General features: G+C 69.1%; 16 protein-coding genes. 8 read left to right on the top strand and 8 right to left on the bottom strand.

The window, feature by feature from the left end:
- Nucleotides 1-58: 58 nt before the first annotated feature.
- A complete protein-coding gene (locus DIE17_RS27910) occupies nucleotides 59-811 on the bottom strand; it encodes a class I SAM-dependent methyltransferase (RefSeq protein WP_124521565.1) in 753 nt (250 codons plus the stop codon).
- A 162-nt stretch (nucleotides 812-973) separates the two neighbouring features.
- Here DIE17_RS27910 and DIE17_RS27915 point away from each other — a divergent pair, with 162 nt between their 5' ends.
- Nucleotides 974-1,783, top strand: a complete 810-nt coding sequence (locus DIE17_RS27915) for a helix-turn-helix transcriptional regulator (RefSeq protein WP_044847729.1) — start codon at nucleotides 974-976, stop codon at nucleotides 1,781-1,783.
- 6 nt (nucleotides 1,784-1,789) lie between these two features.
- On the opposite strand, the gene DIE17_RS27920 is transcribed toward DIE17_RS27915, so the two are convergent.
- Entirely contained in the window at nucleotides 1,790-2,785 is a 996-nt protein-coding gene (locus DIE17_RS27920; RefSeq protein ID WP_124521564.1) for a spore coat protein U domain-containing protein, read from the bottom strand.
- A 299-nt stretch (nucleotides 2,786-3,084) separates the two neighbouring features.
- Here DIE17_RS27920 and DIE17_RS27925 point away from each other — a divergent pair, with 299 nt between their 5' ends.
- The 5 genes from DIE17_RS27925 (at nucleotide 3,085) to DIE17_RS27945 (ending at nucleotide 9,067) form a co-directional block, all read left to right on the top strand.
- Entirely contained in the window at nucleotides 3,085-3,621 is a 537-nt protein-coding gene (locus DIE17_RS27925; protein WP_124521563.1) for a spore coat U domain-containing protein, read from the top strand.
- A gap of 6 nt (nucleotides 3,622-3,627) precedes the next feature.
- The gene (locus DIE17_RS27930) at nucleotides 3,628-4,341 is read left to right on the top strand and encodes a molecular chaperone (protein WP_124521561.1); all 714 of its coding nucleotides are present in this window, start codon (nucleotides 3,628-3,630) and stop codon (nucleotides 4,339-4,341) included.
- A 24-nt stretch (nucleotides 4,342-4,365) separates the two neighbouring features.
- The gene (locus tag DIE17_RS27935; RefSeq protein ID WP_124521559.1) at nucleotides 4,366-6,753 is read left to right on the top strand and encodes a fimbria/pilus outer membrane usher protein; all 2,388 of its coding nucleotides are present in this window, start codon (nucleotides 4,366-4,368) and stop codon (nucleotides 6,751-6,753) included.
- 111 nt (nucleotides 6,754-6,864) lie between these two features.
- Nucleotides 6,865-8,274, top strand: coding sequence for an argininosuccinate lyase (gene argH, locus DIE17_RS27940; RefSeq protein ID WP_044847728.1), 1,410 nt, complete (start codon nucleotides 6,865-6,867; stop codon nucleotides 8,272-8,274).
- Between the two features lie 109 nt (nucleotides 8,275-8,383).
- Nucleotides 8,384-9,067: an HAD family hydrolase gene (locus DIE17_RS27945; RefSeq protein ID WP_124521557.1), complete on the top strand. Its 684-nt coding sequence runs from the start codon at nucleotides 8,384-8,386 to the stop codon at nucleotides 9,065-9,067.
- Between the two features lie 87 nt (nucleotides 9,068-9,154).
- On the opposite strand, the gene DIE17_RS27950 is transcribed toward DIE17_RS27945, so the two are convergent.
- From DIE17_RS27950 to apbC, 5 genes are all read right to left on the bottom strand, one after another.
- On the bottom strand, nucleotides 9,155-9,997 hold the full coding sequence (locus DIE17_RS27950; protein ID WP_124521555.1) for a lysozyme inhibitor LprI family protein: 843 nt from the start codon (nucleotides 9,995-9,997) through the stop codon (nucleotides 9,155-9,157).
- Nucleotides 9,997-12,276, bottom strand: a complete 2,280-nt coding sequence (locus DIE17_RS27955) for an arginine/lysine/ornithine decarboxylase (RefSeq protein WP_044847725.1) — start codon at nucleotides 12,274-12,276, stop codon at nucleotides 9,997-9,999. The genes DIE17_RS27950 and DIE17_RS27955 overlap by 1 nt, the downstream gene beginning before the upstream one ends.
- 81 nt (nucleotides 12,277-12,357) lie before the next feature.
- The gene (dcd, locus tag DIE17_RS27960; protein ID WP_006398615.1) at nucleotides 12,358-12,927 is read right to left on the bottom strand and encodes a dCTP deaminase; all 570 of its coding nucleotides are present in this window, start codon (nucleotides 12,925-12,927) and stop codon (nucleotides 12,358-12,360) included.
- 193 nt (nucleotides 12,928-13,120) lie between these two features.
- Nucleotides 13,121-13,657, bottom strand: coding sequence for a superoxide dismutase [Cu-Zn] (gene sodC / locus DIE17_RS27965; RefSeq protein ID WP_044847724.1), 537 nt, complete (start codon nucleotides 13,655-13,657; stop codon nucleotides 13,121-13,123).
- A 133-nt stretch (nucleotides 13,658-13,790) separates the two neighbouring features.
- The gene (gene apbC / locus DIE17_RS27970) at nucleotides 13,791-14,882 is read right to left on the bottom strand and encodes an iron-sulfur cluster carrier protein ApbC (RefSeq protein ID WP_124521553.1); all 1,092 of its coding nucleotides are present in this window, start codon (nucleotides 14,880-14,882) and stop codon (nucleotides 13,791-13,793) included.
- 352 nt (nucleotides 14,883-15,234) lie between these two features.
- On the opposite strand from apbC, the gene DIE17_RS27975 reads away from it, so the two are divergent.
- Nucleotides 15,235-15,876 (top strand): OmpA family protein, encoded by a 642-nt coding sequence (locus tag DIE17_RS27975; protein ID WP_044847722.1) that lies wholly within the window; start codon nucleotides 15,235-15,237, stop codon nucleotides 15,874-15,876.
- Between the two features lie 376 nt (nucleotides 15,877-16,252).
- The gene (gene metG / locus DIE17_RS27985) at nucleotides 16,253-18,415 is read left to right on the top strand and encodes a methionine--tRNA ligase (RefSeq protein WP_044847721.1); all 2,163 of its coding nucleotides are present in this window, start codon (nucleotides 16,253-16,255) and stop codon (nucleotides 18,413-18,415) included.
- A 195-nt stretch (nucleotides 18,416-18,610) separates the two neighbouring features.
- Here the strand turns inward: metG and DIE17_RS27990 are convergent, their stop codons facing one another.
- Nucleotides 18,611-22,696: a translocation/assembly module TamB domain-containing protein gene (locus tag DIE17_RS27990; protein ID WP_124521551.1), complete on the bottom strand. Its 4,086-nt coding sequence runs from the start codon at nucleotides 22,694-22,696 to the stop codon at nucleotides 18,611-18,613.
- Between the last annotated feature and the right edge of the window lie 27 nt (nucleotides 22,697-22,723).

Genomic DNA, 22,723 nt, shown 5'->3' on the forward strand with positions numbered 1-22,723 from the left:
TCGCGGCTTTTTTCATCGAACGGCGCGACGGCACCGGCCGCCGTGCCGTCCCTCGCGCTCATTGCGCGTCGATCAGCAACGCGTCGTGCTCGAACGAGCCGTCAGGCTGCACCGCGTAGTAGCCGTGCACCTCGTCGGGCGCATGCGCCCACAGCGCACGAATGCCCGCGACGCTGTCGGCCGGCGTGCGGATCCGCTCGACCCACGTAGCGAATTCGATCGGCAGGCGCCAGCGGCTCTGCACGTGCGCGTCGAACCCGGCGCCGCGGAACATCGCGAGCCATTCGTCGGCACGGTAGTCGCGCACGTGCGACGCATCGCGCAGTACTTCCGCGGCCTGCAGATACGTGTCGAGCAGCGGATGGTCGTTGCCCGCGATGTCGATCATCAGCACGCGGCCGCCGGGCTTCAGCACGCGGCGCACCTCGGCAAGCGCCGCGCGCACGTCGTGCCAGTGGTGCGCGCTCATCCGGCTGACCACCCAGTCGAAGGTGCCCCCGTCGAACGGCAGTTGCTCGGCCGGGCCCTGCTGCGTACGGATGTTCGCGAGCCCGCGCGCGCGCGCGGCGGCATCGACGGTCGCGAGCATCGGCGCGGCGAGATCGTACGCGACCACGTCGCGCACGTGCGGAGCAACCGCGAAGCTCGCGTGGCCGGCGCCGCAGCCGAGATCGAGCACCGCGGCTTCGGGCGTCGCGCGCACGGCGTCGGCCAGCGCCTGCAGATCGGCACCCGTCGCGTGGACCGTGCTCGTCAGGTAGGCGGCGGCCGTCGTGCCGAATGCGTCGGCGACCTGGTCGTGGTGTTTCATCGTTCGCTCCTTCCTTGGGTGGGGTGCTCGCTGCCTGTCAGCGCGCGAATCGCTACAATAGGGCCGCGCTTGTACCAGTACAAGTTAAGCAGTTATTCTGGTATTTGTTACACCTGCCTGATCCTTGCCGCGCACTCAGCGCCCCTTTTCAGCCGTTTCCGCATGAACCAGCCGTCGTCCGCCCCCACCCCGCCCCTCGATGCGACGCCCGCCCGCGCGCTCGGCGAATTCATCCGCGCACACCGCGAGCGGCTGTCGCCGCAGGCCGTCGGCCTGCCGCCCGGCCCGCGCCGCCGCACGCCGGGGCTGCGGCGCGAGGAAGTCGCGCAGCTGTGCGGCGTCAGCCCGACCTGGTACACGTGGATCGAGCAGGGCCGCCCGGTGTCGGCGTCGGCCGACGCGCTCGCGCGGATCGCCGTCGCACTGCAGTTGTCGAAAGCCGAACGCGCGTACCTGTTCGAACTGGCCGCACAGCGCGATCCGGCCGAGCCCGACGTCGCGGCCGGCGACTTGCCGCCGACGCTCGCCGCCACCGTCGCCGCGATCGCCACGCCGGCGTACGTGCTCGACCGGCAATGGAACGCGCTCGCATGGAACGCGCCGGCCGCCGCGCTATTCACGGGCTGGCTCGACGACGAGCACGACCGCAACCTGCTGCGCTTCACGTTCATGGCGCCGGCCGCGCGCACGCTGATCGTCGACTGGGAAACCCGCGCGCGCCGGCTCGCGGCCGAATTCCGCGCCGACTCGATCCGCCACCTCGCCGATGCGCCGACCCGCGCGCTGATCGACGCGCTGATGGCCGGCAGCGATGCCTTCGCGCAGTACTGGGCGTCGCAGGACGTGTTCGAGCGCGAAGGCGGCCTGCGCGAATTCGACCATCCGGCCGACGGCCGCCTCGTGTACCAGCAGATCACGCTGAAACCCGCGCACCGCGAGGACCTGAAGCTGGTCGTGCTCGTGCGCGATTGACGCGGCTCAGAAGCTGATCGTCGCGGTGATGGTGTCGCTGTAGTTGCCGGGTGCCGGTGTCGCCTGTGCAGGTACGCGGCCGTATATCGCGATCGCCTGCTCGAATCCGCTGCCGGTTCCGGTCGCCATCGTCGTGCCGCCGGTGCCGTCGCCCCACGGCTGCGTGTGGCCGCTGTCCTGATAGAGCTGATAGGCGACCGAGCCGCCGCCCGTGCGCTGCATCGTCCGAGCGGTGACACTGCCGCTGGCGCCGCCGTTCAACGCGATCTGGAATGCATCGCCGTTCGTGCACCGCGCACTGATCGAGCCGCTCGCGGTCAGCGCCGACGCCAGCACGCCCGACGCCGGAAACGCAACGCCGGTCGCGCTGATGATGCAGTTGTTGATGACGGTGGCCGTGGCCGTAACGGTCATCGTGCCGGCCGTCGACTGCGACGCGCACGGCGTCGGCAGCACGCCGAGCAGCGAAAAACTGTAGCTGTAGGCGGCCTGGTTGCCGCTGAAACTCTGCGAATAGACCGTGCTGGCATTGTTCACGGTCGGCACGGTGGGCTGGTTCGACGCAATGCGGCCATAGATGGTCACGTTCGTACTGGCGGACGTGCCGAGCAGCGGCTTCGTCAACGAGACGGATATCGGCGTCGTGCCGGTGCTGACGGCGCCCCAGGGCTGCGAATAGCCCGCGTCCTGATACAGGTCGTACTGCATCTGGTTCGCCCCGTTGCTCAGGTAGCGCGGGCTCGTGCCGCCGAGATTCACGCATACGAGCACGCCGGTGTTCAGGCTCAGCACGTCCCACGTGCAACTCACGGTCATCGTGCTGTTGGTCGTATAGGCCTGTTGCGTAATCGGGCTGACCGAGCCGAAGCTCGGCACCGGCGGCGTCACCGAACACGTGTCCGCGCGAGCCGGCAGCCACGGCATGCCGAGCAGCGCGGCCAGCAACAGGCACGATAGCGCGCGCATCCAGCGGCGCGCCGTGTCGACTCCTTGATCCGCCATGCATTCCCCCGAAATTGCCCGCCCGTTCGATCCGGCTTCCAGCCCGGGCAGCGCCCCCATGGTATCCGTCCGCGCAGCGATCATTCGCATTGTTGCTTGATCCATGTCAAAAGCGCCGATGGCATTCCGCGAGGAACCGCGGACAATGCGCTCCGGATCGGCGTTTTCTCCAATGCGCGCGACCGAGTCCGTGGAGTAGTCTTGCACCAACGACAGAGCGGTAACGGCGACCGGCGACAGACCACGCGGCAGGCACTCCGCGGCCGGGCGACCCCATTAAACGGCAGGAGACAATCATAATGAACGATTCCCGACGTCGTGTTCTTTCAGCCATGCTCGCGGCCACCTTCGCATTCGCGCCCGCGCTGCAGCCCGTCACCGTTGCCGCAGTCTATTCGAACGGCACCGCCACCGCCCAGTTCAACGTCACGCTCACGATCCAGGCCAACTGCGCAATCGCCGCGAACCCGCTTGCATTCGGCACGTCCGGCGTGCTCACGTCGGCACTCAACCAGCAGACCACGGTCTCCGTCACCTGCTCGAACTCGACGCCATACAACATCGGACTCGACGCCGGCTCGGTCAGCGGCTCGACGGTCGCCAGCCGGCTGATGGGCGGGACGACGAGCGGCAATACCGGCACGACGGTCGGCTACCAGCTCTACCAGGACTCGAGCCACACGACGATCTGGGGCAACACGCAAGGCACCGACACGGTCGGCGGCACCGGCAACGGTTCCGCGCAGATACTGAGCGTGTATGGACAGGTGCCGACGCAAGCGACGCCGAAGCCCGACACCTACCAGGCCACCGTCACGGCCACCGTGTATTTCTGACGCGCCGTGGCACCGTTCTCGCGCGCCTTGGCCGCGCTGTGCGTGGCGTCGGCGTCCGCGGCCGCCTGCGGCGCCACGCTGCAGATCATGCCCGTGACGATCGAGCTGCCGCCGTCGGCCGCCGCCGCGAGCATGACGCTCAGCAATCCGGGCGGACAGCCGATCTACGGCCAGGTCCGCGCCTATCGCTGGACGCAGGAAAACGGCGACGACGTGATGACGCCGACCGATGCGCTCGCCGCCTCGCCGCCGCTGTTGCAAATCGGCGCGAACGCCGAGCAGTTGATCCGGCTCGTACGCACGGGGCGCGGCGCGCCGGCCGCCGAGGAAAGCTATCGCGTATTGATCGACGAACTGCCGTCGCCCGGTACGCCGGTCGAGAACGGCATCACGATCCGGCTGCGCTATTCGGTGCCCGTATTCGTCGAGCCCGAAGGCACCCGGGCAGCGCCGCGCCTCGACTGGCGCGTCGAGCGCGACGGGTCCGGCACGCGGCTCGCGGTCGCCAACCGCGGCGAACGCCGTGCGCAGATTGCCGCGGTTCGGCTCGTCGACGCGCGCGGCACCGTGCACGACGTCACGCGCGGCCTGCTCGGCTACGCGCTCGCGGGCAGCACGCGACGCTGGCCGCTCAAGCTGGATGCGGGCGCGGCGGGATTCGTCAGGATCCAGGCGACCGTCAACGCGCAGCCGGTCGAGGCCCGGCTGACATCGCCCTGATCCACGCCGGAGGATCGCACGACGTTGCCCGTTCCGACGACGAGCACGGCCCTCCGGGCTGCCTGCCCCGCGCGACATGCCCGGCCCGCCGCTGCTGCGCTTTCGCTGGCGTTTTCACTTGCACTCACGCTGGCCGTGCACGCAGGTGCCGGATGCGCACAGACGGCGCCGCAGGCGGCACCGGCAGCCGCCCCCGCGCCTGCTCAGGACACCCTGTTTCTCGACGTGTCGCTCAACGGTGAACCGACGCACCGGATCGCACGCTTCCAGCAAATCGACGGCCGGCTGTACGCGGCGTCCGCCGACCTGAACGACCTGGGCATCGCGACCGGCGACCGGGCGACCGCGCCGTCGAACACGCCCGTCGCGCTCGACACGCTCGCGGGGCTGCGCTACGACTACGACGCGGGCCGGCAGACGCTCGACCTGCGGGTGCCCGACGCGCTGCGCATCCCGCACACGTTCGATACGCGCGCGCTCGCGGCCGCGCCGCCCGCCACCTCCGGCCGCGGCTTCGTGCTGAACTACGACGCCTACGCGCAGACCGTCGCCCATGCGCCGCTCGCGGTCTGGAGCGAGGCGCGCTATTTCGATCCGGCCGGCGTGTTCAGCAGCACCGGCATCGCGTACCTGTACGACGACCGCCGGCGCTACGTGCGCTACGACACGTCGTGGAGCCACTCGAACCCCGGCACGCTCACGACGACCCAGATCGGCGACACGATTTCGTCGTCGTTGGCATGGACGCGCTCGCTGCGCCTCGGCGGCGTGCAGTGGCGCAGCAACTTCGGCCTGCGCCCCGACCTCGTCACGTTTCCGGTACCTGCGCTGTCCGGCAGCGCGGTCGTGCCGACCTCGGTCGACCTGTACGTGAACAACGTGCGCCAGTTCAGCGGCGACGTGCCGAGCGGGCCGTTCGTGATCAACAGCGTGCCCGGGATCACCGGCGCCGGCAACGCGACGGTCGTCACGCGCGACGCGCTCGGCCGCTCGATCGCGACGTCCATTCCGCTGTACGTCGATACGCGCCTGCTCGCGCCGGGCCTCGCCAGCTATTCGGCGGAAGCCGGGTTCCTGCGCCGCGCTTATGGCGACGATTCGTTCGACTATGCGCGCACACCGGCGGCGAGCGGCTCGCTGCGCTACGGCATCAGCGAGCGGCTGACCGTCGAGGCGCATGCGGAAGCGACGGCCGGCGTCTACAACGCAGGTGCCGGCGCGCTCGCGCGCCTCGGCGAACGCGGCGTGGCGAATGCGTCGCTCGCGGTCAGCGCCCCGGGCCGCGCGGGCGTGCAGGCCGGCGTCGGCTACCAGTACGTGACGCCGCGCTTCTCGATCGATGCGCAGACGCTGCGCGCCTTCGGCGACTACAGCGACCTCGGCAGCCGCGAAGGCGTGCCGGTCTCGCGCGCCACCGACCGCGTCACGATCTCGTTCCCGTTCCTGCGCGCGCAGACCCTGTCGTTCAGCTATCTCGCCCTCAAGTATCCCGGCGTCGCCGCGTCGCGCATCGGCTCGATCGCGTACCTGGTCAATCTCGGCGGGCTGACATCGATCACGTTCAGCGGCTTCCAGGACTTCCGGCAGCACGACGCACGCGGCTTCTTCGTGAGCCTGAGCGTCGGGCTCGACGGCAACACGTCGGTCTCGACGAACGCCGGACGGCAGAACGGCGATTCGACTTACACGCTGAACGCGACACGGCCGCCCGACTACGGCGGCGGCGGCGGCTGGAACGTGCAGGCGGGCGCCAACGCGGGCGTCCGCTACGCGCAGGGGCAACTGCAGTATCTCGGCCGCGCCGGCCAGGTCGCGCTGCTCGCGCAATCGTTCGACGGGCGCGGCAACGCGTCGGTCGACGTCACGGGCGCGCTCGTGCTGATGGACGGCCGGCTGATGACGGCGCGCCGCGTCGACGACGGTTTCGCGCTCGTCTCGACCGACACCGGGCGCGTCCCCGTGCTGCACCAGAACCGGCTGATCGGCGAGACGGACCGGGCCGGCTACCTGCTCGTGCCCGACCTGAATGCCTATCAGAGCAATCGCGTCGCGATCGACGGCACCGCGCTGCCCGCCGACGCACGGATCGCCGACACGACGCTCGACGTCGTGCCGCAGGCGCGCTCCGGCGTGCTCGCGCACTTCGCGGTGACCCGCTACAGCGCCGCGTCGATCGCGCTGCGCGCGCCGGACGGCACGCCGCTGCCGCCCGGGCTCGAGGTTCGCCACGTCGAAAGCGGCCAGCGCACGATCGTCGGCTATGACGGCCTGACCTTCGTCGACGGCCTCGTCGCGAACAATCACCTCGAAATCTCCGGCGACGGCCGCGGCTGCGCCGTCGCATTCGCGTATCGGCGCCCGGACGACGGCACGCTGCCGCGGATCGGACCGCTGACGTGCAGCCCCCCGTGAGCCGCGCCCGTTCGCGGCCGGCGCACGCGTCGGCCGCCCGCCCCACGAATGCTAGAATTGCGGGATTCCCTCGGCGGCGCACGCCGCCCAACTCCCCTTCGAAGAATCGCCATGACGTCCCAACTGCACAAAAAGGGCGAGGCCTGGTCGGCCCGCTTCTCGGAACCGATGTCGGAGCTGGTCAAGCGCTACACGTCGTCGGTGTTTTTCGACAAGCGCCTCGCGCTCGTCGACATCGCCGGCTCGCTCGCGCACGCGAGCATGCTCGCGGCGCAGAAGATCATCAGCGCCGACGACCTCGCCGCGATCGAACGCGGGATGACGCAGATCAAGGGCGAGATCGAGCGCGGCGAATTCGAATGGCAGCTGGATCTCGAGGACGTCCACCTGAACATCGAGGCGCGCCTCACCGCGCTGATCGGCGACGCCGGCAAGCGCCTGCACACGGGCCGCTCGCGCAACGACCAGGTCGCGACCGACATCCGTCTGTGGCTGCGTGGCGAGATCGACCGCATCGGCGGCCTCCTGAACGACCTGCGCGGCGCGCTGATCGACCTCGCGGAGCAGAACGCGGACACGATCATGCCGGGCTTCACGCACCTGCAGGTCGCGCAACCGGTCACGTTCGGCCACCACCTGCTCGCGTACGTCGAGATGTTCACGCGCGACGCCGAGCGCATGCGCGACTGCCGCACCCGCGTGAACCGCCTGCCGCTCGGCGCGGCCGCGCTCGCCGGCACCAGCTATCCGATCGACCGCCACGCGGTCGCGAAGACGCTCGGCTTCGACGGCATCTGCGCGAACTCGCTCGACGCGGTGTCGGATCGCGACTTCGCGATCGAATTCACGGCGGCATCCGCGCTCGTGATGACGCACGTGTCGCGCTTCTCCGAGGAACTCGTGCTGTGGATGAGCCCGCGCGTCGGCTTCATCGACATCGCCGACCGCTTCTGCACCGGCAGCTCGATCATGCCGCAGAAGAAGAACCCGGACGTGCCCGAGCTCGCGCGCGGCAAGACGGGCCGCGTGAACGGCCACCTGATGGCGCTCCTCACGCTGATGAAGGGCCAGCCGCTCGCGTACAACAAGGACAACCAGGAAGACAAGGAACCGCTGTTCGACACGGTCGACACCGTCGCCGACACGCTGCGGATCTTCGCCGAGATGGTCGCGGGCATCACCGTGAAGCCGGACGCGATGCGCGCGGCCGCGCTGCAGGGCTTCTCCACCGCCACCGACCTCGCCGACTACCTGGTGAAGCGCGGCCTGCCGTTCCGCGACGCGCACGAAGCCGTCGCGCACGCGGTGAAGATCTGCGACGACCGCGGGATCGATCTCGCCGACCTGACGCTCGACGAAATGAAGCAGGAGCTGCCGAACGTCGCGCACCTGATCGGCGACGACGTGTTCGGCTACCTGACGCTCGAAGGGTCGGTCGCGAGCCGCAACCACCCGGGCGGCACGGCCCCCGATCAGGTGCGTGCGGCGGTCAAGGCCGCGCGCGCCGCGCTCGGCAAGTAAGCACGCTGTCACGAGCGGACGCCTTCGGCGTCCGTTCTTCATTCGGGCGGCCGTCGCGCCGCCCGACGCCTTCCCCGCTGTTCCGTTTTCCCGTTTCCGGACACCGCCGATGACCTTCTCCGCCGCGCTCTTCGACATGGACGGCCTGCTCGTCGATTCCGAGCGGACCATCATGAACACGTGGATCGACGTGTCGAACGCGCACGGCGTCGTGCTGACCGAGATCGACTACCTGCAGATCGTCGGCCGCTCGTTCGCCGAAGGCCAGGTGATTCTCGCGCGGCTGATCGGCCATCCCGACACGTTCGACGCCGTGCGCATCCGCGTGCGCGAGCAACTCGCCGCGCCCGAACCCCATCCGAAGTTTCCGCTGAAGTCCGGCGCGCTGGCGTTGCTCGAGACGCTCGCGCAGGCCGGCATTCCGTGCGCGGTCGCGTCGTCGTCAGCGCGCGACGTGATCCGTGCGCGGCTCGACGCGGTCGGCGTACTGCCGTTCTTCCGCGCGATCGCGGGCGGCGACGAAGTCGCGCGCGGCAAGCCCGACCCGGCCGTGTACCGGCTCGCGGCCGAACGCCTCGGCGTGCCGGCACACGCGTGCGTCGCGTTCGAGGACAGCGATTTCGGCGCGCAATCGGCCGCCGGCGCCGGCGCATCGGTCGTCACCGTGCCCGACCTGAAGGCGCCGACGCCCGAGATCATCGCGCTGAGCCTGCACGTGCTCGCGTCGCTCGACGATGCGGTCGCGCTCGTGCCGTCGTGGTTCGGCCGGCTGGACACGCAGCAGCCCGCGTAAGCGCCACGCGGCGCGCCACATGCAAACGGGCACCCGCGGGTGCCCGTTTTGCGTTGCCGCGCCGGATGACCGGCATCGCGGCGATCCTCAGTCGTTGCCGGCCGTCTCCGACAGCCGCTTCATCGTCGCGATGCGCGCGCCGATCAGGTCGACGCGGCCGTCCTCGCCGACGAGCGGCGCAGTCGAATCGCGGAACGCCTCCCACGCGCGTTGCGCGCGCACGAGCGTCGCGGCCGAATGCGCAGGCATCTTGCGACGCAGCTTCTGGTAATAGCGGTTCAAGTCGAACAGCGCGTGCTCGCATGCGGCATCCTGCACGCACGGCCGCACGCGGCGGACCGCCGGATCGCGCGGCGCGTTCGCCGGCTTGCCGCCGGCTGCCGCGGCGGCGCTTGGCGCCGCGACCGCCGCGCCACGGGTACCGCCCTGCGCACCGCTCGTGGCCGCCACCGGCACGGCGGCAGGCGGCGGTGCATAACGGTCGGCCGCCGCGCGCAGCGCCAACGCGCGATCGCGCACCGGCTGCAGCTGCATGTCGGCGCTCGACATCGCGTACGACGTGCCGCGCGTCGTGTCGTACACGGCCTTCAGCAGATGAATTTCATCCTTGCGCCACGTGACCCAGCGGCGCTGGCTGTCCTGCCAGCCGCGCTTCGCGTCGGCCGGCGCGTCGTTCGACAGGCGCTGGTACGCGCCGTCCATCACCGCCTGCCACTGCTGCTGCGCTTCGCCCATGCACTGGATCTGGCCGGCCGTCGACGACCGGTCGCGCCGCGCGAGACACTGCCGCATCGCGACGTCGATCGGGTCGGCCGCCGCCACTTCCGCATGCGCGACGCTCAGCCCCGCCGGCCCTGCCGACCAGCTCGCCCAGGCGACGAGCGCGGCCAGCGCCGCGCGTATCGTCCGGATTCGTCCCTGCGTCGCCATCAGTCGCGCACGCAGTCGACGAAGTACTCGACGCGCCCGTTCACCTCTTCCGCGACGAGGCCGTGGATATCGGTGTGGAAGCCCGGGAAGCGTTCGTTGAAGTCGCGCGCGAACCGCAGGTAGTTCACGATCGTCTTGTTGAAGCGCTCGCCCGGGATCAGCAGCGGAATGCCTGGCGGGTACGGCGTGAGCAGAATGCTCGTCACGCGGCCTTCGAGCTCGTCGAGCGGCACGCGGTCGATCTTGCGGTGCGCGAGCTTCGCGAACGCGTCCGACGGCTTCATCGCCGGCTCCATGTCCGACAGGTACATCTCCGTCGTCAGGCGTGCGATGTCGTTCGCGCGGTACACGTCGTGGATCTGCGTGCACAGGTCGCGCAGGCCGACGCGCTCGTAACGCGGATGCTGCGCGACGAATTCCGGCAGCACGCGCCACAGCGGCTGGTTGTTGTCGTAGTCGTCCTTGAACTGCTGCAGCTCGGTCACCATCGAGTTCCAGCGGCCCTTCGTGATGCCGATCGTGAACATGATGAAGAACGAGTACAGGCCGGTCTTCTCGACGATGATGCCGTGCTCGGCCAGGTACTTCGTGACGATCGCGGCCGGAATGCCCGTCTCGCCGAACTCGCCGTCGACGTCGAGCCCCGGCGTGATGATCGTCGCCTTGATCGGGTCGAGCATGTTGAAGCCTTCCGCCAGCGGGCCGAAGCCGTGCCAGTGGTCGTTCGGCTTCAGCATCCAGTCGTCGCGCGAGCCGATGCCTTCTTCCGACAGGTCGTCCGGACCCCACACGCTGAAGAACCAGTCGTCGCCGTACTCGGCGTCGACCTTGCGCATCGCGCGGCGGAAGTCGATCGCCTCGGCGATCGATTCCTCGACGAGCGCGGTGCCGCCCGGCGGCTCCATCATCGCGGCCGCGACGTCGCACGACGCGATGATCGCGTACTGCGGGCTCGTCGACGTGTGCATCAGGTACGCCTCGTTGAAGCGATGCTTGTCGAACGTGCGGTTCTCCGAATCCTGCACGACGATCTGCGACGCCTGCGAGATGCCGGCGAGCAGCTTGTGCGTCGAGTGCGTCGCGAACACGAGCGCGCCCGTGCGCGGGCGGCCGTCGCCGATCGCGTGCATGTCGCGGTAGAAGTCGTGGAACGTCGCGTGCGGCAGCCACGCTTCGTCGAAGTGCAGCGTGTCGAGCAGGTCGCCGAGCAGGTCCTTGATCATCTCGACGTTGTAGACGACGCCGTCGTACGTGCTCTGCGTGATCGTCAGGATGCGCGGCTTCATGTCCGGGTTCTGGCGCATCGCCTCGCGCGCGAACGGGTTCGCCTCGATCTTCCGGCGGATGTTCTCCGGCTTGAATTCGTCGCGCGGGATCGGCCCGATGATGCCGAAGTGGTTGCGCGTCGGCGTGAGGAACACGGGAATCGCGCCCGTCATCGTGATCGCGTGCAGGATCGACTTGTGGCAGTTGCGGTCGACCAGCACGATGTCGCCGGGAGCGACCGTCGCGTGCCAGACGATCTTGTTCGACGTCGACGTGCCGTTGGTCACGAAGAACAGGTGGTCCGCGCTGAAGATGCGCGCCGCATTGCGCTCGGACGCCGCGACCGGGCCCGTGTGATCGAGCAGCTGGCCGAGTTCGTCGACCGCGTTGCAGACGTCGGCGCGCAGCATGTTCTCGCCGAAGAACTGGTGGAACATCTGGCCGAGCGGGTTCTTCAGGAACGCGACGCCGCCCGAGTGGCCCGGGCAGTGCCACGAGTACGAGCCTTCGTCCGCGTACTTCACCAGTTCCTTGAAGAACGGCGGCGCGAGCGAGTCGAGATAGACCTTCGCCTCGCGGATGATGTGGCGCGCGACGAACTCCGGCGTGTCCTCGAACATGTGGATGAAGCCATGCAGTTCGCGCAGGATGTCGTTCGGCAGATGCCGCGACGTGCGCGTCTCGCCGTACAGGAAGATCGGGATGTCCGCGTTGCGGCGGCGCACTTCGGTGACGAACGCGCGCAGCTCGATGATCGCGGTCGCGAGCTCGGGCAGTTCGCCGTCCGGGCCCGTTTCGCCGAGCATGAGTTCGTCGTCGTCGATCGACAGGATGAAGCACGACGCGCGGCTCGATTGCTGCGCGAACGACGTCAGATCGCCGTAGCTCGTGAGGCCGAGGACTTCGACGCCCTCCTTCTCGATCGCTTCGGCCAACGCCCGGATGCCGGAGCCCGAGATGTTCTCGGAGCGGAAATCTTCGTCGATGATGACGACGGGGAAACGAAACTTCATGGGCGATTCTCCAAAAAGAACGACCGCGGCGCGTCACGCGCAGCGGTCACCCGGAAACTGGTGAGACGTTATGCAACCAGATCAGGTTTTCGGCAGCGTGACACCGCGCTGACCCTGATACTTGCCGCCGCGATCGGCGTACGACACGTCGCACACTTCGTCGCTTTCGAAGAACAGCACCTGCGCGACACCTTCGTTCGCGTAGATCTTCGCGGGCAGCGGCGTGGTATTCGAGAATTCCAGCGTGACGTAGCCTTCCCACTCGGGTTCGAACGGCGTCACGTTGACGATGATCCCGCAGCGCGCGTAGGTCGACTTGCCGAGGCAGACGGTGAGCACGGTGCGCGGGATGCGGAAATATTCGACGGTGCGAGCCAGCGCGAACGAGTTCGGCGGGATGATGCACACGTCGCCCTTGAAATCGACAAACGAACCCTCGTCGAAGTTCTTCGGATCGACGATCGTCGAGTTGATGTTCGTGAAGATCTTGAATTCGTCCGCGCAGCGGATGTCGTAGCCGTAGCTCGACGTGCCGTAGCTGACGATCCGGCGACCGTCCTCGGACGCGCGGACCTGATCGGGCACGAACGGCTCGATCATCTTGTGTTCTTCGGCCATGCGCCGAATCCACTTGTCGGACTTGATGCTCATGCCAGCCTCCGCCGGGCCGTCCCAAGAAGGCTGGCCGTCCCCGCGGGGGACAGCGGACGAAGTGAGCGTTGGGGTCGTTTCATATCGGGGCGCCAGGAAACGCTGCGTGACAGTCAGGGAGGGTCGCTCGCGACGCGGCGACCCGGAAAGGCGCACATTTTACGCGATCATCGGCTCGCGTACGCGGCGGCCGTCAACGGATCACGCCACAGGCGAGCGCGGGTCCCGCGCCATGCTGCGGAAACGCCGGATCGCTCGGGTCGCGGTGGACCAGCGCCGCGCGGTTCAGCGCGGAGCGCACGCCGTCGAGGGCCAGATCGGGCGCGACGATGAAACCGGCCGCGACGCCGTTCGCATCCGCATGGATGTTGCCGAGATCGCCGGCGACCCGCGCGCCCGCGCGCAGCCGGTCGGCGGCCGGCGCGAACACCTGGCCGGCGCTCGAGCCGTCGCCCGCGTTGCAGTCGCCGCGCTCGTGCACCTGCAGCGCGTGATCGCTGTTCGGCGGCAGGCCGGCCAGGTTGTACGTGACCTGGACGCCATCCGGGCGTTCGACGAACGTCACCGCGCCGCGCGCCTGCGAGCCGACGGTCGGCTGCAACTGCGCGTCGGCACGCTTTTCGTGCGACGAGGAAAAAGAGGTACAGCCGGCCAGCAGGCCCAGCGCGGCGGCGGCCAGCAGCGCGCGCCGCGCGCGGCCGGCGCGCACGCCGTGATGTCGTTGGTTCATTCGATCCTCATGCCGGCTGGCGGCCATTTGACACGGCGGCCATGCCGGGCGGGTAAAGGGACCCGGGAAAAGTCGCCATGATACCGCGCCTCGCGGCGCCGTAAACAGCGTGAGGCCCCGCCCCGCAAGGGTTTTACGTATTTTGAACAACGATCGACGGGAACTTCGACGTCATGTCGCGTGCGCGCTCGGCGATCGCCAGCGCGACCCCGCGCGCGATGTCGCGATAGCGCCGCGCCAGCGCGCCGTCCGGTTCGGCCGCGACCGTCGGCGTGCCGCTGTCGGCGCGCTCGCGGATCGCGATGTCGAGCGGCAGGCTGCCGAGCACGGTCACGCCGTAGTCCTGCGCCATCCGCTCGGCACCGCCCGCGCCGAAGATGTGCTCTTCGTGGCCGCAGTTCGAGCACACGTGGATGCTCATGTTCTCGACGATACCGAGGATCGGAATCCCGACCTTCTCGAACATCTTCAGGCCCTTCTTCGCGTCGAGCAGCGCGATGTCCTGCGGGGTCGTGACGATCACGGCGCCGGTCACCGGCACGCGCTGCGCGAGCGTGAGCTGGATGTCGCCCGTGCCCGGCGGCATGTCGACGATCAGGTAGTCGAGCTCGCGCCAGTTGGTCTGTCGCAGCAGCTGCTCGAGCGCCGACGTCGCCATCGGGCCGCGCCACACCATCGGGTTGTCTTCCTCGATCAGGAAGCCGATCGAGTTCGCCTGCAGCCCGTGGCCGACCAGCGGGTTCATCGACTGGTTGTCGGGCGACTCGGGCCGCTGGCCGTGAATGCCGAGCATGGTCGGCAGCGACGGACCGTAGATGTCGGCGTCGAGAATGCCGACCGACGCGCCTTCCGCGGCGAGCGCGAGCGCGAGGTTGACGGCCGTCGTGCTCTTGCCGACGCCGCCCTTGCCCGACGCGACCGCGACGACGTTCTTCACGTTCGGCAGCAGCTTCACGCCGCGCTGCACCGTGTGCGCGACGATCTCCTGCGACACGGCGACGCGTGCGTCACGCACGCCCGGCACGGCCTTCAGCGCAGCGGCGATGCGCGCGCGCACGTCGTCGTGCTGGCTGCGCGCGGGATAGCCGAGCACCACGTCGACCGCCACGGCGTCGCCGTCGATCGCGACGTTGCGCACGCCCTTGTTCGCCGCGTAAGGACGGCCCGTATTGGGGTCGACGACAGCCGCCAATGCGGCGTCGACTTGTGCCCGGTCAATGCTCATCGAAACTCCGTGAAAACGTTTTTCTCTCGCGCAAACGTCAAGAAATATCAAATAACGCTGCGAAAATCGGGAAAAGTGAAAGAATCTGTTGCACGCCATTGCGCGAACGCGCGCGGCGGAGCAATCTTCGCGTGCGGCATGCTATGGGGCCAAATCGGCCACGAACCGCCTATATTGTAGAGGCTGACGCATCACCCTGTCCGGAACAGCCACGCTGGCGAACAGGGCATGCAGCCGCCTCGGCGGCTGCCGCGGGCACGGGCCTGCCCACCTTTTTCGGGCGTCCGTGCCGGGAGCCGTAACTGTTGTTTGTCGTCGTTGTCGACTCGTTCAACCAAGAGAGGAATTCAAGATGAACATGAAAATCGCGACTCGCCTGTCCGTCTTCGCCTTGGCCGGCGCACTGCTGGCAGGCTGCGCCACGCAGCAAGGCAACAACACGGCCGTCGGGACCGGCACGGGCGCAGCGCTCGGCGCAGGCATCGGCGCGCTGGCCGGCGGCGGCAAGGGCGCGGCGATCGGCGCGGGCGTCGGCGCACTGGTCGGCGGCGTGACGGGTTACAACTGGCAGGCGATCAAGAACAAGCTCGCGCCGTCGGCAGCCAAGACGGGCACGCAGGTGACCGAGCAGCCGGACGGCTCGCTGAAGCTGAACGTGCCGAGCTCGGTGACGTTCGCGACCAACCAGTACGCGATCACGCCGGCCTTCACGCCGCTGCTGAACGACCTGGCGACGACGCTGAACCAGAACCCGCAAGTGACGGCGTCGGTCGTCGGCTACACGGACAGCACGGGTTCGCAGCAGCTGAACCAGACGCTGTCGCAGAACCGTGCGCAGAGCGTCGTCAACGCGCTGGTGCAGCGTGGCGTCGCCGGCGGCCGCCTGGCGGCACAGGGCATGGGCCCGTCGAACCCGATCGCGGACAACGCGACCGAAGCCGGCCGCGCACAAAACCGCCGCGTCGAGATCTACCTGCGCGCGGCCCAGCAGTAAGCATCGTCGCGAGAGGAAACGGGGTCGCGCGCCGGGCGCGCGCCCCCGCCGCACAAGGCTTTCAGCGGGCTCCGTAACAAATCGAAAAAAATTTCGAACTTCTGTCGCGACCCGCGGTCTGTCTTTACGGTACGCGGCTGGCGCTGCCGGCGCGTCACCATTCTCCTCTTGTCGTTGTTGCTCCGGGGCCGAATTCGCCCCGGTTTTTTTTGCCCGGAATTCGCCTGCTGCATCGCAGCATCGCACCGCCGGGCACGCCGCCGCCGCGGCCCCGCCCCTTCCGGCGCCCGATCCACGGCGCCCACGCCGGCTGACCTGCGCGCGCCCCTGCTAGAATCGCAGTTTCCGTCGTTTCCGCCGTTCTTCTACAGACCCTATGTCCGCATCCGACCTCACTTCCGTGCAGGCTGCGGCGCCGCAAGGCAGCCGCCAGATCCTCGTTACGTCCGCACTGCCCTATGCCAACGGCCAGATCCACATCGGCCACCTGGTCGAGTACATCCAGACCGACATCTGGGTGCGGACGCTGCGAATGCACGGTCACGAGGTCTACTACATCGGCGCCGACGACACGCACGGCACGCCGGTCATGCTGCGCGCGGAGAAGGAAGGCCTGACGCCGAAGCAGCTGATCGAGCGCGTGTGGACCGAGCACAAGCGCGACTTCGACAGCTTCGGCGTGTCGTTCGACAACTTCTACTCGACCGACTCGGACGAGAACCGCGTGCTGAGCGAGAAGATCTACCTCGCGCTGAAGGAAAACGACCTGATCGCCGAGCGCGAGATCGAACAGGCGTACGACCCGGTCAAGGAAATGTTCCTGCCGGACCGCTTCATCAAGGGCGAATGCCCGAAGTGCCACGCGAAGGACCAGTACGGCGACAACTGCGAAGTGTGCGGTTCGACCTACCTGCCGACCGAACTGCTGAACCCGTACTCGGTCGTGTCCGGTGCGACGCCGGTGCGCAAGACCTCGACGCACTACTTCTTCCGCCTGTCCGATCCGCGCTGCGAGTCGTTCCTGCGCGAATGGGTCAGCGGACTCGCACAGCCCGAAGCGACCAACAAGATGCGTGAATGGCTCGGCGACGCCGGCGAGGCCAGGCTCGCCGACTGGGACATCTCGCGTGACGCGCCGTACTTCGGCTTCGAGATCCCGGGCGCGCCCGGCAAGTACTTCTACGTGTGGCTCGACGCGCCGGTCGGCTACTACGCGAGCTTCAAGAACCTGTGCGACCGCAACGGCATCGACTTCGATGCGTGGATCCGCCCGGGCACGAAGGCCGAGCAGTACCACTTCATCGGCAAGGACATCCTGTATTTCCACACGCTGTTCTGGCCGGCGATGCTCGAGTTCTCGGGCCATCGCACGCCGACCAACGTGTTCGCGCACGGCTTCCTGACGGTCGACGGCGCGAAGATGTCGAAGTCGCGCGGCACGTTCATCACCGCGCAGAGCTACATCGACACGGGCCTGAACCCGGAATGGCTGCGCTACTACTTCGCCGCGAAGCTGAACGCGACGATGGAAGACATCGACCTGAACCTCGACGATTTCCAGGCGCGCGTGAACAGCGACCTCGTCGGCAAGTACGTGAACATCGCGAGCCGCGCGGCCGGCTTCCTGCTCAAGCGTTTCGACGGCCGCGTGCAGGACAGCGCGATGAACCATCCGCTCGTCGCGACGCTGCGCGACGCGATTCCGGCGATCGCCGCGCACTACGAAGCGCGCGAATACAGCCGCGCGCTGCGCCAGACGATGGAGCTCGCGGACGAAGTGAACGCGTACGTCGACGGCGCGAAGCCGTGGGAACTCGCGAAGGATCCGGCCAACGCGGTCGCGCTGCACGAAACCTGCAGCGTGAGCCTCGAGGCGTTCCGCCTGCTGTCGCTCGCGCTGAAGCCGGTGATGCCGCGCGTGGCCGAAGCCGTCGAGGCCTTCTTCGGGATCGCGCCGCTCACGTGGGCCGACGCCGCGAAGCCGCTGTCGTCCGCGCAGCCGATCAAGGCGTACCAGCACCTGATGACGCGGGTCGATCCGAAGCAGATCGACGCGCTGCTCGCCGCGAACCGCGATTCGCTGCAGGCCGAGGCCGCCGGCGCCGCTGCCGCGGGAGCAACCGCCGCCAACGCCGCGAAGGACGCGAAAAACGCCAAGGCGAACGCGAAGGTGGCTGCGGCGAACGGCGCCGACGACGGTCCGATCTCGATCGACGATTTCGCGAAGATCGACCTGCGCATCGCGAAGATCGTCGCGTGCCAGGCCGTCGAGGGCTCCGACAAGCTGCTGCAGCTCACGCTCGACGTCGGCGAGGAAAAGACCCGCAACGTGTTCTCGGGCATCAAGTCCGCGTACCAGCCCGAGCAGCTCGTCGGCAAGCTGACGGTGATGGTTGCGAACCTCGCGCCGCGCAAGATGAAGTTCGGGCTGTCCGAAGGGATGGTGCTCGCCGCGTCGGCGGCCGACGAGAAGGCCGAGCCGGGCCTCTACATCCTCGAGCCGCACAGCGGCGCGAAGCCCGGCATGCGCGTTAAGTAAGCCGCACGCGCCGCTGCTTGCACAAGAAGCCCCGCACCACGTGCGGGGCTTTTTCATGGGCGGCCGCGAGCGGCGCCGCGGCCGGTGGTTGCAGGTCGGCGTGACGCTCGCCGCTACGCGGGCAGGCTTCGGCGCGTGCGCACGCGCGAACCGGAGCGCCGGCGCGCGTGGCCGACCGGCCAGGCGCCCGCTTCGTCACCGCTGGCCGAACCAGCGATCGAAACGCCGCGTGTAGTTCAGGTCGACGCCCTGGAACGTGCCGCCGTACGCGGACACCGACCAGAAGCGCGTCAGGTTGATCGTCGCCTTGAACGCGTTGCTCGCCGATTGCAGCCCTTGCTCGTAACCGAGCACGAAGCGCTCGTTGATTGCCTTCGAGATCTGCACGACCTGCGCATCGGTCAGGCCGACGTCGCTGCGGCCGATCGAGAATTCGTCGAGACCGATGCTCTGCGCGACGCGCTTGCCGGTCGCGCTGCCGAGCAGCCCGAGCGCGGCGGTCATCGCGTTCTGCTGACCGACGTTGTTGCCCTGGTCGGTGCCGTGCCCGAACAGCAGCCACGACAGCTTTTCGTTGTCGGTGACGTTCGGCTCGGACACGAGCTTGACCGTCGGCGACTGGATCGTGCCGGTGACCTGCACGCCAGCCTCGACCTCCTGGTTGCGCCGCATCGCGAGGATGTTCACGCCCGGATTCGACACCGGGCCGTTGAACGTGAAGAAGCCGTTCTCGACCGCGAGCTTGCGGCCGAACGACGTATACGTCGAGCCTTCCGTCACGCGCACGTTGCCGACCGCGCGCAGCGGCACGCCCGGCGCACTCATCACGGTGATCGTGCCGCGCAGGCCGAGATCCGCGCCGTGCCCCTTGAAGCGGAAGTTGTTGCCGAGCCCGATGTCGATGTTCGCGCGCGGCGCGAGCGACGGCGCCGGCTTGTCCTCGACCTTCTGCGGCTTCGCGACCGCCGTACCGGTCTGCACGTCGCCGCGCACCGTGCCGTCCGGGCGCACGATCACGACGTCGTCGGACAGGTGCGGCGCCGACTCCTCCGGCAGGTCGAACAGCGCGCGGTCGACGACGAACTTGCCGTCGATCGACAGTGCGCCGCGCGGCCCGTCGTTCGCGACGGTCGCCTTGCCCGACAGCGACAGCTTGCGATCCGGCGCCGCGAACAGCTCGAGCTTGTCCGCGACGATGCTCGCGGTCAGGTCGGGCGCCTCGCCGTCGAGACGCACGCGGCCGATCGCGCGCAGCGTTCCGTCGCCGCCGTGGAACTCGACCTGCTGGAATTCGACGAGGTTCTCCGCGAGCTTCACGCGCACGATGCCGTCCTTCAGCTGCACGCCCTGATCGACGAGCGTCGCGGACAGGTCGTCGCCGGTCAGCATCCCCGACACGTTCGGCTTCACCGGCGTGCCCGCGACCGTCAGCTTCAACGCCGCGCGCCCGCCGAGCAGGTAGCTCGGCCCGAACAGGTTGCCGGTCGCCTTCAGCGACGGAATGTCGGCGTCGATGCGGCCCGACAGCGGGCCGTCGTCGACGACGCCGAACACGCCGTCGCGCAGCGCGAACGGCACGGTGACGTTCGCGTCGAGCGTGCCGACCCGGTTCGCCTTCGCGAGCGCCACCACGTTGAGCCGGTTGCCGGGTGCAAAGCTCGCGCGCGCGGACAGGTCGGTCAGCCCGAGCGACGCAATACCGCGCCCGGTCTCGATCGTCACGTCGCCGCCGCGCCGCTTCACCTGCACGTAGCCCGTCGCGTTCGCGCCGAGCGAGAAATCCCAGTCGGCATCGAGCACGACGTCGGTGCGCACCGGCGGCCGCTGGCCCGTCAGTTCCTGGCGGATCTCGAGGAAACGGGCGACCGATGCATCGCGCACGGCACCTGCCGAGCGCATCTGGCCGTGGTCGAACACGAACGACTTCAGGTCGATCGCCGCGCCTTCGAGCGTGAGCCGCGTCGCGCCGAGCGTCACGCGGCCGGCGCCGGCCGACACCGCAAGCGGCGCCTGCAGCGCCACCGCCGGCGTGCCGCGGTTCGCGAGGCGCGTGACGGTGCCGTCCCAGCGCGTTCCGTCGCGGCTCTCGACCACGCCGCCGTTCGCCGCGAGCGTCAGGTCGATCACGCGGCCGCCGGCCGTCCCCATCGCCGACGCGTCGAGCGTGTGCTTCGCGCGCGTGCCGTCGAGGTTCGCGCGCAGCGATTTCAGTTGCAGCGAGCCGAGTGCGATGTCGGTCGCGTCGGCCGTGAATACGAGCGCGCCGTGCGCGCCGTCGCGGATGTCGGCGCGCCCCTGCGCGGCACCGATCCGGTTCGAGCCGACCACGACGTGCTGGGCCTTGTAGGTGGCCGTCACGTTCGGATGCGCGAAGCTGCCGGTCAGCTCGCCCTGCGCCTGCACGAGCCCCTGCACGCCGAAGCCGAGCCGGTCGAGCTCCGGTGCGTCGACGACGAAGCGCAGCCGGTCGCCCGGCGCGCCGAAACTGCCGCGCAGATCGACGTGGTTGCCCGCGATCGACAGCGTCGCATTGCTCGGCAGGATCCGCGAGCCGGCGAACTGCACGACGCCCGCGCCGGTCAGCGGCACGCCGTCGTACAGGCTGTCGCCGAGCTTGAAGGTCGCCTTCGTCGACACCTGCGGCGCGAACGCGCCGGATGCCGTCAGCGTGCCCGATACGCGCGTCTCGCCGCGCCTGGCCGGCGCCTTGGCCGCGGCGGCGGTTTTGGTCGCTGTTTTGGTCGCTGTTTTGGCCACTTTTGCCGCCGGCTTGCCGCTACCGGCCTTCGGCGCGCCCATCGCCGCGAGCAGCAGCGGATCGAACGCGGTCAGCGTCGCCTTCGCGTCGTAGCTCGAATGCGCATCGTGACGGAACACGCCGGTCAGGTCGATACGGCCCTTGCCCGCCGTCACGCGTGCATCGGTCAGCACCGTCTGCTGCGGCGTCAGCGCGACCTTCGCACGCGCGCCGAGCGCGAGCTTCGGATCGTTCAGGTCGAAATCGACGGTCGTCACGTCGCCGGCGAGCGTCACGCCGAGCGGCCCGCCCAGGCGCATCGGCCGCAACTCGGCAATGAAGGCGTTCAGGTCGAGATTCGCGACCTTCAGGTCGAAGCGGCCCTTGCCGCCCGTCAGCGTGCCGTTGCCGGTCACGCTGCCGTCGCGGATCAGTTTCAGCGCGAGGCCGTCGATTCGCTGCGCGTGCGCGTCGAGATGGACGGTCGCATGCGCGTCGACGACCGGCAGCAGGTGCTCGCCGAACGTGCCGGGCTTCGCGTTGACGATCGACACGGGGCCGGTCACCGCGAACCCCTTCGCCGGGGCAGTGCCGGCCGGCGCGGTCACGGGCGCCAGCTCCGCGCGCACCGCGAGATCGGCGGCCGGCGCGCCCGGCGCGATCGCCTGCGGGTTCACGTGATCGAACGCGAGCGACGCGCGCGTGAGCGGCACCGTGCCGAACGGCGCGGCCTCGACGTGCGCGCGGCCGTTCAGTTTCATCCCGCTCGCGGTCACGTCGGCGACGAGCGCTTCGAGCGAACCCGATACGTTCGCGCTCGCGTTGACCGCTTCGTTGGCCAGCTTGCCCACGTAGGTCGCGTTGCCCGTCAGCGCGAACGGCTTCGCGCCGTCGAGCTTCGCGCGCGCGGTCAGCGCGCCGTACGGCGTGTCGACGCCATCGAGCGCGAGTTCATGGTGACGGCCGTCGCTGCGGCCGTTCAGCGCGAGATGGTCGAGCTGCGTCGTCGAGCCGCCTTCGTGGATCGCCAGGTGGTCGACACGCAGGTCGTCGATCCGCAACTGCAGCGGCAGGCTCAGGTCCTGCGGCGTCGCGGCCGGCTTCGACGGCCCCGGCACGATCCGCACGTCGACCGTGCCCGCGCGCAGGTAAGCGACCGACAGCCGCCACGGCGCGCGGGTCAGCACCCAGCGGCCCTCGAGCCGGTCGATCCGCACTTCGGTGCTCGTGCCGCCGGGGCTCGTCCATGCGAAGCCGCGCAGCCGCACGCCGGTCGCGAGCGCGCCGCCGTCCAGCGTGCCCGCCAGCCGGCCGCCGAGTACGCGCACGGCCGTCTGCCACGCGAGCCGCGTGCCGCGCTCGGTCGTCGCCGCGGCCAGCACGAGCCCGGCCGCCAGCACGACGAGCAGCACGGCCGTCACGAGCGTCCACGCGACGATCCGGCCCGCACGCCCGCGCCGCGGCCCGCGCGGCGGCGCACCGGGCGCGCGCTCGGGCGAGTCCGGATCGTTCGGCGGCGGCGTGTCGTTCGGGTCCTTCGTCATGCGGTTCGTCGTGGCTCGTGCAACAAG

Origin of the sequence: Burkholderia sp. Bp9099 (assembly GCF_003857805.1) — a bacterium.
In the GTDB taxonomy this organism is placed as follows: Bacteria; Pseudomonadota; Gammaproteobacteria; order Burkholderiales; family Burkholderiaceae; genus Burkholderia.